The sequence below is a fragment of the Desulfosarcina alkanivorans genome, from assembly GCF_009688945.1.
Taxonomy (GTDB): Bacteria; Desulfobacterota; Desulfobacteria; order Desulfobacterales; family Desulfosarcinaceae; genus Desulfosarcina; species Desulfosarcina alkanivorans.
Genome location: NZ_AP021874.1, coordinates 5,046,952 through 5,059,596 on the forward strand (window position 1 = coordinate 5,046,952; position 12,645 = coordinate 5,059,596).

At 59.5% G+C, this 12,645-nt stretch carries 11 protein-coding genes; 5 read left to right on the top strand and 6 right to left on the bottom strand.

What is annotated here, in order from left to right; translation table 11 throughout:
• Positions 1-109: 109 nt before the first annotated feature.
• The 3 genes from DSCA_RS22160 to DSCA_RS22170 all read right to left on the bottom strand — a co-directional run bounded on the left by DSCA_RS22160 (position 110) and on the right by DSCA_RS22170 (position 5,055).
• Positions 110-790, bottom strand: coding sequence for a response regulator transcription factor (locus tag DSCA_RS22160; RefSeq protein WP_155318515.1), 681 nt, complete (start codon positions 788-790; stop codon positions 110-112).
• Positions 787-3,000 (bottom strand): cache domain-containing protein, encoded by a 2,214-nt coding sequence (locus tag DSCA_RS22165; RefSeq protein ID WP_155318516.1) that lies wholly within the window; start codon positions 2,998-3,000, stop codon positions 787-789. Before DSCA_RS22165 ends, DSCA_RS22160 begins: the two co-directional genes overlap by 4 nt.
• A gap of 114 nt (positions 3,001-3,114) precedes the next feature.
• Positions 3,115-5,055, bottom strand: coding sequence for a DUF294 nucleotidyltransferase-like domain-containing protein (locus DSCA_RS22170; protein WP_155318517.1), 1,941 nt, complete (start codon positions 5,053-5,055; stop codon positions 3,115-3,117).
• Positions 5,056-5,291: 236 nt separating this feature from the next.
• On the opposite strand from DSCA_RS22170, the gene DSCA_RS22175 reads away from it, so the two are divergent.
• Complete coding sequence (locus DSCA_RS22175) at positions 5,292-5,546, top strand: hypothetical protein (RefSeq protein ID WP_155318518.1); 255 nt, start codon at positions 5,292-5,294, stop codon at positions 5,544-5,546.
• Positions 5,527-7,590, top strand: coding sequence for a DNA helicase RecQ (recQ, locus tag DSCA_RS22180; protein ID WP_167527912.1), 2,064 nt, complete (start codon positions 5,527-5,529; stop codon positions 7,588-7,590). The genes DSCA_RS22175 and recQ overlap by 20 nt, the downstream gene beginning before the upstream one ends.
• A gap of 98 nt (positions 7,591-7,688) precedes the next feature.
• Here the strand turns inward: recQ and tatA are convergent, their stop codons facing one another.
• Positions 7,689-7,871: a twin-arginine translocase TatA/TatE family subunit gene (gene tatA / locus DSCA_RS22185; protein ID WP_155318520.1), complete on the bottom strand. Its 183-nt coding sequence runs from the start codon at positions 7,869-7,871 to the stop codon at positions 7,689-7,691.
• 75 nt (positions 7,872-7,946) lie between these two features.
• Complete coding sequence (locus DSCA_RS22190; RefSeq protein WP_155318521.1) at positions 7,947-8,345, bottom strand: hypothetical protein; 399 nt, start codon at positions 8,343-8,345, stop codon at positions 7,947-7,949.
• Between the two features lie 300 nt (positions 8,346-8,645).
• Between DSCA_RS22190 and DSCA_RS22195 the strand changes: the two genes are divergently transcribed.
• Genes DSCA_RS22195 through DSCA_RS22205 form a run of 3 tightly spaced genes read left to right on the top strand, consistent with a single transcriptional unit; the run spans position 8,646 to position 11,795 of the window.
• On the top strand, positions 8,646-9,716 hold the full coding sequence (locus DSCA_RS22195) for a uroporphyrinogen decarboxylase/cobalamine-independent methonine synthase family protein (protein WP_155318522.1): 1,071 nt from the start codon (positions 8,646-8,648) through the stop codon (positions 9,714-9,716).
• 31 nt (positions 9,717-9,747) lie between these two features.
• Positions 9,748-10,602 (top strand): AAA family ATPase, encoded by an 855-nt coding sequence (locus tag DSCA_RS22200; RefSeq protein ID WP_155318523.1) that lies wholly within the window; start codon positions 9,748-9,750, stop codon positions 10,600-10,602.
• A 2-nt stretch (positions 10,603-10,604) separates the two neighbouring features.
• Entirely contained in the window at positions 10,605-11,795 is a 1,191-nt protein-coding gene (locus tag DSCA_RS22205; protein ID WP_155318524.1) for a vWA domain-containing protein, read from the top strand.
• 23 nt (positions 11,796-11,818) lie between these two features.
• On the opposite strand, the gene DSCA_RS22210 is transcribed toward DSCA_RS22205, so the two are convergent.
• Complete coding sequence (locus DSCA_RS22210) at positions 11,819-12,619, bottom strand: TatD family hydrolase (protein ID WP_155318525.1); 801 nt, start codon at positions 12,617-12,619, stop codon at positions 11,819-11,821.
• Between the last annotated feature and the right edge of the window lie 26 nt (positions 12,620-12,645).

Consider the following 12,645-nt stretch of genomic DNA (forward strand, 5'->3'; position numbering starts at 1 on the left):
GGGCACGCCACTATCCCAAAGGGACGAATTCTTTTTTCCAATTGCCGGGTGCTGCACGCGGATGCCAGAACTTCAGGTCGGGGACCGGGGCGACAGGGTTTAACCCAGCCTACACGGGTGACTCTGCAGCGGGGACTTCACCGGTTTTTTCCCAGTGAACGGCATGGCGCACCAGTTCGTTGGCATGCTTCAGGTTGAGCTTCTCTTTGATGCGTTCCCGGTAGGTGCCGATGGTTTTGATGCTCAGGTGCAGTTTGGAAGCGATTTCGCGGGTGGAAAATCCTTTTCCGATCATTCGGAAGACTTCCAGCTCGCGGTCCGTCAGCCGTTCGATGGAGGAACGGCCGTTGCCGGCAGGGCGATCGGCCAGGTTGAAGAGGATCTGATCCTTGACCTTGTCGTTGAGGTAGATCTTACCCGCCAGCACCTGGCGAATGGCCGTGACCACCTTCTCCATGGCCTCCTGCTTCATGATGTACCCCCGGGCGCCGGCGTGAAGGGCCCGTTCGGCGTAGAGGAACTGATCGTGCATGGAGAGGATGAGCACCGGCATGTTCTTATGGCGGCGGCTGACGTCTTTGGTCAGGTCGATGCCGTCGCTGTTCTCCAGGGTGATATCGGCAATGATCAGGTCCGGGGCCAGGCGTTCGATTGCCTTCCATGCGCCGGCTGCGCTGGTGGCCTCGCCGCACACCACCATGTCCGGTTCCTGATTGATCAGTTCGCTCAGGCCCCATCGGAAGATGGGATGGTCCTCGACGATGAGTATCTTTTTGGGGGCATCTGTCATGGGCCAACGGGTGTCGTTACTCGGGTGCTCAGTGAAACTTGAACCACGGTTCCTCCATCTTCGTGCCCGCCGATGTCCAACGCGGCATGAATCATATTGGCACGAAAACCCATGATGCGCAAGCCCATACCCCGGGTCTCCAGGTCGGACGGGATGCCCCGGCCGTCGTCATGGACCGAGACGGTCAGGCGGTCCCCATCGACGCGCATGGTGATGGTGATGGCCGTGGCCTGCCCGTGGCGCACCGCATTGTTAACCGCCTCCTGGACGATGTGAAAAAGGTGGGTGGCCACCAGATTGTCCTGGATGGGCACCGGCGTCTCGTACAGGAATCGGCAGGCCACTCCGAACACCGATTCCGTATTGGCGGCCAGTTCCCGAATCGAGGATTCCAGGCCGTGGTCCACCAGAAAGACCGGACACAATCCCCGGGCCAGGCGGCGGGTTTTGGTAATGGCATCCTTGACCAGGCCGGTGATCTTTTCCGCCAGTCCCGCTTCTTCAGGTGCCTTGTCTGAAAGTTTGCGCACCAGCACCTTGCCCAACCCTTCCACGCCGATCAGATGGGGGCACAGGTCGTCGTGCAGATCCTGGCCGATCTTCTGGCGCTCGCGGTCGCCGATATCCATCACCTGCTTTTCCATCCGTTTGAGGTCCGACACATCGCGGTGGATGATCACGCTGCCCACCTGTCGACCGTCAGGGTCCCGATAAACGGCGCCACGGGTGCTGACATCGATGATCTGTCCGCTTTTGGTCAGCCGCCGGGTCTCAACGCTGGACAGGGGTTTGCCCGAGGTGATGGTCTTGAGTCCCTGGCGGGTTTCCTCCCAGTTTTCCTCAGGTACGAAATGGTCCAGTTTCCGGCCCAGACATTCCTCGCTGGTCCAGCCGAATACGTCGGTAAAGGCCGGGTTCAGGTAGGTGACCCTGCCTTCCATGTCGTAGACCACCATGGCATCGGGCATGGCCTCGATCACCGATCGATATCGGTTCTCACTGTACCGCAGGGCCACTTCCGCTTCCTTGCGCTCCTTGACTTGGGCTTCCAGGTCCTGATTGTACTCCTGCAGTCGCGCCATGAAGGAGTTGAAATACCGGGCCAGGCGCCCGACTTCATCTTCAGAGTGCCTGTCCAGTCGCACCGACAGGTCGCCTTTGGCACCCTGTTCCAGGCGTTTGACCAGTTCGGCCAGGGGGTTGGTGATGGAGGCGCTGATCATCGCGGTGATGGGCAGCACCAGCAGGATACAGCCCAGCACGGTGAAAATGATCACATTGCTGACTTTATCCAGGGGGGCGTAGAATTCGTCCAGGTAGCTCGAGGAGGCCACGATCCACTCGTATTCAGGCAGGTAGTTGAAGAGCACCAGCTTGTCGCGCATGCGGTCTTCCCCCGGATTTTTCCACGGATAGACGATCTTGCCGCTTTTTTCTTTCAGCATGGTATCCAGCGGGTAGTTGGGAAAGGCCTTCTCCTCGATGACGTTGACCCCCTGAAGGCTGGGGTGGATGATCGCGTTTCCCCGGTTGTCGGTGATAAAGGCATAACCGGTTTCACTGAACTGGAGTGACAGCACGCTGTCCCTGAAATCGTCGATGTTCACCAGGGTGCTGAACTCCCTGCGGTAGGAGGAGACGGCAATGATCCAGTCCCAGGGTTCGAAATAGGCCATATACATGGCCTTGGGGCGGGTCCGGTCCTCTCCGGGATTTCTCCAGTCGTACTCGATATAGCCCTGTCGCTTTTCGCGCATCTGCCGGACGAATCCGTAACGGTTGATGTCCTGGCCGAGCCACTCGGCCTCAGGGTGGACCACCATCACACCGCCGCTGGAGACACAGGCGATGTATCCCGTGGTGCCGATGCGCTGGCTCAGCAACAAGGACTCGGCCAGCTGTTTGGCCTTGGCTTCGGTTAATTCACCCTTCCGGGAAAGGCTGTAGAGATGGGAAACCATCTCCAGATTTTTTTCGGCCACGGCCCGCAGGTGGTTTTGAATGGACACCGACACGGAGGTCTGGACCATGTTCAGCATGGCATCGGTGGCGTTTTTCAGCTCACTTTCGATGTTGGCCTCGATGGTTTTTCGTACGATGGAGTAGATGACGCCGGAGCCCAGAGAGAAAATCACACAAAAGGTAATCAGGTAGCTGAAGAGCAGTTTATAGCGGATCTGAATGTTTTCCAGAAAGCGGACAGACGTCATGATGCATGCCTTTCATCCGAAGTGGCTACAGGGCAATGGCCGCGCGCGTGCCGTGTCAACCGGTGGCTGGCGCGGTGCGTCATTGCCTGCCACCCTTTCCTGGCCCGTGGCTGGCTAATGGCCGAAATAGTTCATCCAGGGAACGTGAAACCCTTTGCTCATCCGCTTTTGCAACTGGGCGACTGCAGACAGGGCATCTTTCAGAAGAAGGGTCTCGCTTTTGTTCAGAGTCCCGGGATCCAGCGTGTTGTCCGGCGGTCGCCCATCGCGAACCCGTTTCAGATTTTCCCGGATGCGGAACATCATGAGGGTTTCGAAGCCGGCCCGGTAAAAAGCGGCATCCTCGGCACTCAGATCGTGGCTGTCGACCAGCCGGTCGAGCCGTTCAAGGGTGGATGGCGTGCTGATCCCCCTGCGAAGGGCCAGCAGGCGAACGGCATTTACCATGTGAACCAGCGCAGCCGTTTTCAGGTTGATGCGTCCCTTTTTCGGGCCGCTTCGTTCGGTGGCGATCTTCCCCAGAATGCCGATGGGCGCCACCAGCTTCTGATCGTCCCGGGAAAGCATATGCCCGGCACTCATGGAACCGGAAAAGGCATCCACGATGTCGTCCCACAAGGTGTCGGCCAAACTGTTGTTGCCCCAGACGGACCGGTAATCCAGCAGAATGGTGAGCGTACGGATGTCTTCAGGCTCCATGGAGACCATCCAACCGGCCACGCCGCGTCGCCATTCGGAGAGCGCCCGGCACCATTTGGGCTTGCTCGCCATCACCCCACCCGGGCAGCGTTCAAATCCGCAGCGATCCAGCCCGTCGACAACCCGTTCGGCCAATCGTTGAAAATAGTCGAATGAAGCCTGCCGGTCGCCATCCTCAGGGTCCGCATAGATGATGGCATTGTCCTGGTCCGTCCGCAGAGTCTGCTCGTAGCGGGCAGCGCTGCCCATATTGATCCAGCAGTAGTCAACCGGCGGTGGACCCCAGCCATCCCCTTTCATCTGAACTTCGCTCAGTTCGATCACCTTGCGGGTAATCCGGTCATTCAGGCGGGACATGATCTCCATGGTTTCCTGCACGCCTGCCCGTTCGGCCACCAGGGCATCCAGCACCCGATCGATGCCGGCGCTCAGGTCGGCCAGTCCGTCCATGTCGTTCTGATCGGCGATATCGTGGATCAGCATCAGGCTGTCGGCCGACTGGGATCGCACCAGATCGGAGAAAGCGACCACCCCCACGGGCAGGTCCCGCTCCATGACCACCAGCTGCCGGCTCCGGTTCCGGATCATGGCCGCCAGCGCTTCGCCCAGATAGGCTTCCGGGGCAATGGCCTTCAGGCGCGGATCCATGAGGCGACCCGCCGTGCAACGGCCCACCGGGCAGGTCTGTTCGGCAATCAGTCCACCCACCAGGTGGCGCTCGGTGAGCGTGCCCCGGAAACGGCCGGCAGGATCCACGACCACCAGGCATCCCACCTGCCGTTTCACCATCTTTTTCGCGGCATCGGATACCGGATCGTCTTCCCGGCAGGTCAGCACCGGAGCGGACATGACCCGGCTGACCTGCTTTCGAAACAGGAGCGCAGTGCTGCTTCCGGGGATGGTGCATGCCCGGTCGGAAAGGTTGCGTTCGTAGATCAGCCGCATCCGCTCGGCCAGCAGGGTGTTGAAGAATCCGGAAAATTCCGGCTGGCTGTATATCAGTGATTCCAAATCGTTTCGGTGCAGACGCAGGCAGGTCAACGCGCCTTTGGCCCGTGCCGATCCCGGGTATCGCTGGCCTGAAAGCACCACGGTTTCACCGAAAAAATCGTGCTTCCTGCGGAGCCCCACCACCGACTCCTCCCGGCAGTCGTCTTCAACGAGAATTTCCACCAGGCCGTGGGCGATGATGAAAAGGCAATCGCAGCTGGGTGCACCCTGGCGGAAGACATAATCCCCCTTTTTGAAGGTGCCGAGGGTGATGCCGCGGCAAAGGGGGGCAAGGACATTCCGGTCCAGAAGGGCAAACGGGTCGGTACGTTGGAGAACGGCTATCAACGCCTCGTTATTCATCATCTTACCTTCACAGCGGCTGACCGGCCGGGGCCGGTGCTTAGTCCTATCGGAAGAGATGCAAGAATAAAGTCATAGTACATCCCCCGGGCAAATATCAACCACCGGCCGATACAACCTCGTGAAAAGTCGCTGCCGGTATGCTATGAAGGGGACCTCGTCGAGCCGCGCCGTGATTGCATCGCAGGGCCTGCGGGCCCCCTGCGGGCGGTGCCATGGACTGCCAGAAGGCGCGTCGGATGAAAAGGCATGTTCACTGTGCGGCCGTATTTCTGTCGTTGCTGATGGGCACCCGCACCTGGCCACTAACCAGGATAGGGTGTGCCGGCACCGCTTCAAACACCGGTTCGGGGGGCGATCCGGTGACTGTTTTTACCTTCGGCCACCGGATGCCCACCGGAGGCGATTCCACGGGCATGCTGATGGGGCAGGATTCATCCTTGCCCTTCGATGTTTCCCGATGGGAGTATTTCCATGAACCTGACCTGCCCTGAATGCCGATCAGTTTTCAAGCTCGATCCTGGAGAGGCCGGCACTGAATCCGCCGGGGTCCAGTGCCCGGCCTGCGGTCACGCCTACCAGGTGGTCCTTTCGGCCCAGCAGAACGATATGCCGCAGGAATGGGATTACCTGGAAAATGGTATGCCCGTGGAACCCGAGGCGCCGGAATCAATGGCCGCGGATTGGGATGACCCGGCACCGGTCCCTCCGGCATCGTACAGAGATATGCCACCCGAAACGGTCCTCGATACGGTGTTCGGCTACCAGACGTTCCGGGATAACCAGAAAATGGTTATCGATACGCTGCTTGCCGGGCGTGACGCCTTTGCCCTCATGCCCACCGGCAGCGGCAAATCCCTGTGTTTTCAGATCCCCTCCCTCATCCGGCCCGGTGTGGGCGTGGTGGTTTCACCGTTGATTGCCCTGATGCAGGACCAGGTGACGGACCTGCGCCAGGTTGGGGTCCGGGCGCATTTTCTCAATTCCAGCCTGCCCGCCGCCGAGGCCGCCCGGGTGGAAGCCATCGCCGCCGGCGGGCAATGCGACCTGCTCTATGTCGCCCCGGAGCGCCTGCTTACCGATCGGTTCCAGAGGTTGCTGTCCAATATGAAGCTGGCGCTGTTCGCCATCGACGAGGCCCACTGCGTCTCCCAGTGGGGACACGATTTCCGGCCTGAATACCTTCAGATCGCCTCGGTGACCCAACGTTTCCCGGGGGTGCCGCGAATTGCCCTGACGGCCACCGCCGATCCGGCGACCCGCCGGGATATCGTGGAAAAGCTCCATCTGGCAGGCGCCGTCCGGGTGGTTGCCAGCTTTGACCGTCCCAATATTTTTTACCGCATCCGGATCAAGCAGAACGATAAACGGCAACTGCTCACCCTTTTGCGCGAACGACACGGCGGGCACGCGGGCATCGTATACCTCCGCACGCGCAAACGGGTCGATGCCATCGCCCGCTGGCTCCGGGAAAAGGGCATTGCGGCGCTGCCCTACCATGCCGGCCTGGATGCCGAGGTCCGGCGTCGCCATCAGCAGCGGTTTTTGATGGAAGACGGATTGGTGATGGTGGCCACCATCGCCTTCGGCATGGGCATCGACAAGCCCGATATTCGTTTCGTGGCCCACCTTGACCTGCCCGCCAGCATGGAGGCGTATTACCAGGAAACCGGCCGGGCCGGCCGCGACGGTCAGCCGGCCGAGGCGTGGCTGTTCTATTCACTGGCCGATGTGGTGGCCATGCGAACCCTGCAGAACCTTTCCAGCGGAAACGAGGCCTTCAAGTCGGTCCTGCAGCGCAAGCTCGGCGCCTTTCTGGGATTTTGTGAAAGCCCCGAATGCCGGCGGAGAGGCTTGCTGGGTTATTTCGGCGAGTCCTACACCCCGCCGTGCAACTGCTGCGACAACTGCACCGAACCGGTGGACACCTGGGACGGCACCATCGCCGCCCAGAAGGCCCTGTCCTGCGTGTATCGCACCGGCCAGCGTTTCGGTGCGGTCTATCTCATCGATGTGCTGACCGGCCGGGCCTCGGAGCGGATGGAACGCCTGGGCCACCATCGCATAAAAACCTTCGGCGCGGGGCAGGACCTGGAACCGAAACAGTGGCACTCGGTGTTTCGACAATTGCTTGCCGCAGGCTATCTGGACGCGGATATGGCGGCCAGAAGTGGCTTTCGCCTGAACGAAAGCAGCTGGAATATACTCAGGGGCGAACAGCCGGTACGATTGAAAAAGGATCCCGAACCGGTCAAGGCGACAGCGGGAAAGAAATCGGCGAGGGGATCGAGGGTCACCTTCAGCGACGCGGCATCGTCAGCCTTATGGGAGCGACTGAGGCAGCTTCGGCTGGATATCTCAAGGGAATTGAACGTTCCTCCCTATGTGATTTTTCATGACCGTACCCTTGAGGAGATGGTGGTCTGCCGACCTTCCAGCCATTCGGATTTGCTGAAAATTTCCGGTGTCGGCCAAAGCAAGCTTGACCGGTTCGGCGACCAGTTTCTGGCGGTTATCTCGAGTGGCGGGGACGGGTAACGGCCCACGGGGGTTGAAAGCGGGGCCACAAAAACCGGGCCGGACAGATTTGGTATCCTGCCGGCCCTTTTTAAAACGCATGCTGAATACGCTGTCGCTCAGGCTTTTTTATCCTCTTCGATCTCCTCCGGGGCATCGGATTCCGCCTTGTTGGAGGCGTCCTTGAAGTTGCGGATCGCTTTTCCCATGCCGCCGCCGATCTCCGGCAGTTTGCCCACACCGAAAATGATGAGAATGATGACCAGGATAATAATCAATTCCGGCATTCCGATTCCAAACATGTCTTCCTCCTGTGGTAAACCGCGTTAAAACGTAATTTCCTGACCGGCCTGTCACTGCACTGGTTCGGTTTCAGATCAAGTCGGGTTCGGTTTCAATTCATCGAGCAGCCGCTCAAACTCTTTTGACTTCAAGTAACTGTCAACGGCGCCCTGGTGCTCGATCCAGGTGGCCCACACCTTCATCCAGGCGTCGTTATGCCAGTAAAGCGTCTCGTCTTTCTTGCCCTTGAGTGTTTCGATGTATTCGATATACTCTTCCGAACAGCTGTCGCAAAATGTATAGGGGACCCTGAATTCCGGCACTTCCGGCCGGTTTTCCGCCCGAATCTGGACGCCGCACTTTTCGCATTTGGACACACAATGCGTGCACCGGAAAATATTCCTGACCGCCAGGAGCTTTCTTTTCCGGACGAGGGCGTCCTTTTTTTTCCGGCTGCATTTAAGCTTTTCGTCAAGGCAGATGATGTTTCCCATGACCCGTCCACCATAACCGCGTCGAGTGTTCAATGGTGGACCAGACAATATCATCGTGTCTAATAGGTGTCAATCCGAGCCTTATCAAAAGATAACCTAAAAAAAAGGAATTGTGCGGGGTCCCGAAACGGGGATTCAAGGAATTCTCCGGGTCGCCGCCTGCCGACGATCGTCCGGATCTGCACGGCCGGTGAGAACAACCCGTGGCGGCTTACCGGTCCACCGCCACCTCACGCTTGTTAAAGCGCCGCCGCCATGATAAAAAGCAACACCTCCCAACACCAACATGAGGATTTACCGATGCTTCAGACCTTGACCCCCGACTGCCTGCCGCTGCTTATCGGCAGTATGCCCATGAACGACCACGCAGCAGCCTCTCGCCTGATCATGGATTATACGCCATCCATTCCGTTGTGGGTTCAGCTGCCGGTTTTCCCCGAGGAGGGCATGGTGCCGCAATTTTTACCGGGCATGCCGGCCGTGGTCCAAAAGGACGGAAAAATGTTCATCGACGCTGCCGGCGAGTCATTCGACGACGACCTGCTCGTTTTTTTCGAAGCGTACATGGCCGTCAGCGAGGCCCCGGACCTGCTGCCCGGTTCCCGTTTCGCCCTGGGCGAGGCCACCGGCAGGGGGGTGGCTGCCCTGCTGCATACACTGGACCGCATCAAGACGCCGCCCGTTGCGGTCAAGGGACAGGTCACCGGCCCGGTTACCTTTGGCACCGGTGTCAAGGATCAGGATGGCCGGGCGATTTTCTACAACGAGACCTTGCGCGATGCGGCGGTCAAACTTCTGGCCCTCAACGCCCGCTGGCAGATCCGCAGCCTTTCCGGGCCCGGCTGCCCGGTGATCATTTTTATCGACGAGCCGGCCCTGGCCGGCTTCGGGTCGTCGGAGCTGATCAGCATTTCCAAAGAAGAAATCCTGGCCTGCCTCCGGGAGGTGGTGGCCGGTATCCACGCGGATGGCGGACTGGCCGGCATCCACGTATGCGCCAATACGGACTGGTCGCTGGTGTTGGAATCCGGCGCGGATATTGTCAATTTCGACGCCTACGCATATTTCGACCGGTTCATTCTCTACGGTGATCCGATCAGGGACTTCCTGAAAGGCGGTGGGCTGCTCGCCTGGGGCATCGTGCCCACCCTGGAGCCCGAAGCGATCCGGCGGGAGACCGTCGATACCCTATACGCCCGATGGCAGGCGCAGTTTCGGCAGGTCGAAGCGTTCGGGATTGCCCCGGCAACCCTGCGTGCCCAGTCCTTCATCACGCCCAGCTGCGGTGTCGGCTCCCTGAGCCTGGACCTGGCCAAGCGGGTGCTGGGGTTGACCCGGGATCTGTCGGCCACCATTCGCGATCGTCTGTAATTGATTATTATTTTTACGTTAAGAGGTGTTCATGACCGTTCAGCAATCTGAGGCGTCGTTCAGCGGCGCCACCCGCTATGTGTTGGATGAGGAACTGGCCCAGATCGTCAACATCTCCATGGCTCTGGAGATGCCCCTGCTGCTGAAGGGGGAGCCCGGTACGGGGAAGACCATGCTGGCCCACGCCATTGCCGAGAGCCTGAACATGCCGCTCATTGTTCTCAACGTCAAATCCAGCATGAAGCTGGTGGAGGCGTTATACCAGTACGATACCCTGACGCGTCTCAACGACAGCCGCTTCGGCGACAGCCGGCGGGATGTGAGCAACATCGAAGAATACATCAAGATGGGAAAGATCGGTCAGGCCTTCGCGGCCGACGCGCGGACGGTGCTGCTGATCGATGAGATCGATAAGGCGGACACCGATTTCCAGGACGACATGCTGGATGTGCTGGACCAGATGGAATTCGACATCATCGAGATCGACAAAACCGTCTCGGCCCGGCACCGGCCGGTGATCATCATTACCTCCAACGCCAAAAAGGACCTTTCCGATCCTTTTCTGGGCCGCTGCAATTTCCACCATATCGCCTTTCCCGATCCCAAGATGATGCGCCGGATCATCGGCGTGCATTTTCCCGACATCCACGATGCACTGGTTGAGAACGCCATCGCCGCTTTTTACCACATGCGGGAGTTGGAAGCCGTCGAAAAACGACCGGCCACCCGTGAGCTGATCAACTGGATCCGTGCCCTGAACGCCGATCCGGATTTCAAACCCAAGCGGCTGACCAAGGGGGACGTGCCCTTTCTGGGGGTACTGTTCAAAAAAAGCGGCGATTACCAGCGGGCCAGTTCCTTTGTCAACCGGCGAAAGATGTTCTGATCATGTTCCTGGCCTTTTTTTATAAGCTCAAGGAGATGGGGATACCGGTCAGCCCCACGGCCTTTTTGACTCTTCACCGGGCCCTGGCCGACCGCCTTATCGCCACGCTCGACGAGTTTTACACCGCCTCGCGGACCATACTGGTGAAAAGCGAGCGATACTTCGACCTGTTCGACCAGGTGTTCGCCCACCATTTCCAGGGGGCCGAACTGCCCGACGTGGAGGGCCTGGAGATCGATGAAATGGCCCGGGCCATGCTGGAACAGTGGCTCCAGGACCCCAAGGCCATGGCCGACGCCCTGGGCATGGATGAAGGCCAGTTGAACCGCATGACGCCGGAAGAACTCCTCGATTACTTCAAGCAGCGGCTCAGGGACCAGGATGGCCGTCACGACGGGGGCAGCAAGTGGATCGGCACAGGCGGCACATCGCCGGTGGGCCACTCCGGCTTTCACCCCGGGGGCATGCGGGTAGGGGGGGTGTCGCGCAACAAGTCCGCCGTCAAGGTGGCCATGGAACGGCGCTACAAGGATTATTCCCTCTCCGGCCCGCTTACCCAGGCCATGGTGGGGGAAGCCTTAAAACGGCTGCGCAACATGGTACCCGCCGGCCCCAGGGACCAGGTCAATATCGACGAGAGCATCTACCGCACCATGAAGAATGCCGGTGAAATCGAGATTGCCTTCGACCGGCGCATGAAGGACCGGCTCAAGGTGATCCTGGCCATCGACAACGGCGGATGGTCCATGGATCCATACGTATCCGTCGTCCAGACCCTCTTCGATTACGCCCGGGCCCAGTTCAAGGAGGTCCGAACCTTCTTTTTCCACAACACCATCTACGATACCATCTGGCGGGATGCGGCCCGCTATCGGCAGCCGGTGCGCATGGCCGAGCTGGCCCGCATGGACCCGGACACCCGGCTGGTGGTGGTGGGGGATGCCAGCATGGCGCCCTATGAACTGATGTCCCGGGACGGTTCCATTTATGTCCAGAACCGGAGCGGCCGGCCCAGCATCGAATGCCTGCGCATGCTCGTGAACACCTTTGCCCACAGTGTCTGGCTCAACCCGGTCTCCGCCGCCATGTGGGACTACACCCGCACCATCACGATGATTCGCCAGATTTTTCCCATGTTCGAACTGTCCATTGACGGCCTGGAAAAGGCCGTTCAGCACCTCATGGCCGATTAGTCGGCGCCCGTCCGGATGCTCCGTCAGCTTGCCGACGGATCGAGGCGAAACAGCCGGCAGCTGTTGCTCCAAACCTGTTGGGCCAGTGCCGATGGATCTTCCCGGCGGACTTCGGCAATTTTCAACAGCACCTCGCGAACGAATGCCGGCTCGTTTCTCCGGAATTTGTTGCGCCGGGGGGCAGGCGTCAGATAGGGGGAATCCGTCTCGATCAGGAGTCGATCCGCCGGAATGGACGGAATCATTCGCCGTAGGGATTTTCCCCGCCCGTTGATCGTGACGATACCCGTGATGCCGATATAAAACCCCATGTCCAGATACCGGCCCAGTTCGTCTTCAGTTCCGCTGAAACAGTGAACCACGGCTGATCGACGGTTGTTGGGGACAGCCTTGAGGAGTTCCAGCAGACGTCCGCGGCTGTCCCGCTCGTGGAAAATATGCGGCAGGTTCAGTGCCCCCGCGATCTCCAGTTGGCGCATGAAGCACTGCTCCTGGTCCTTTTGAGGGGTATACATGCGGTAGAAATCCAGCCCGATTTCTCCCCAGGCCACCACCTCGGGGGTCGACGCCAGCGACCTCAAATGCGCCAGGACCTCATCCGAGCAGGCGCTGGCATCATGGGGATGGACCCCTACTGACGCGTACATGCCCGTATTCGTTTTCGCCAGGGCCACCGCCCGTTCCGATGTGGGCCGGTCGATGCCGACAACCAGCATCCGGTGCACCCCAGCGGTGGCGGCACGGTGCACCACCTCCTGGAAATCGGGTTCAAAGGATGGATCATCCAGGTGGCAGTGACTGTCAAACAGGTTAAGTTTTTTCATTTTTTTCAGTTATTTGATAGTATTAT

What these genes read in the sequence shown, in the direction of transcription:
- DSCA_RS22160 (WP_155318515.1), bottom strand. Translation starts at nt 790, where the DNA reads ATGACAGATGCCCCCAAAAAGATACTCATCGTCGAGGACCATCCCATC.
- DSCA_RS22165 (WP_155318516.1), bottom strand. Translation starts at nt 3,000, where the DNA reads ATGACGTCTGTCCGCTTTCTGGAAAACATTCAGATCCGCTATAAACTG.
- DSCA_RS22170 (WP_155318517.1), bottom strand. Translation starts at nt 5,055, where the DNA reads ATGATGAATAACGAGGCGTTGATAGCCGTTCTCCAACGTACCGACCCG.
- DSCA_RS22175 (WP_155318518.1), top strand. Translation starts at nt 5,292, where the DNA reads ATGAAAAGGCATGTTCACTGTGCGGCCGTATTTCTGTCGTTGCTGATG.
- recQ (WP_167527912.1), top strand. Translation starts at nt 5,527, where the DNA reads ATGAACCTGACCTGCCCTGAATGCCGATCAGTTTTCAAGCTCGATCCT.
- tatA (WP_155318520.1), bottom strand. Translation starts at nt 7,871, where the DNA reads ATGTTTGGAATCGGAATGCCGGAATTGATTATTATCCTGGTCATCATT.
- DSCA_RS22190 (WP_155318521.1), bottom strand. Translation starts at nt 8,345, where the DNA reads ATGGGAAACATCATCTGCCTTGACGAAAAGCTTAAATGCAGCCGGAAA.
- DSCA_RS22195 (WP_155318522.1), top strand. Translation starts at nt 8,646, where the DNA reads ATGCTTCAGACCTTGACCCCCGACTGCCTGCCGCTGCTTATCGGCAGT.
- DSCA_RS22200 (WP_155318523.1), top strand. Translation starts at nt 9,748, where the DNA reads ATGACCGTTCAGCAATCTGAGGCGTCGTTCAGCGGCGCCACCCGCTAT.
- DSCA_RS22205 (WP_155318524.1), top strand. Translation starts at nt 10,605, where the DNA reads ATGTTCCTGGCCTTTTTTTATAAGCTCAAGGAGATGGGGATACCGGTC.
- DSCA_RS22210 (WP_155318525.1), bottom strand. Translation starts at nt 12,619, where the DNA reads ATGAAAAAACTTAACCTGTTTGACAGTCACTGCCACCTGGATGATCCA.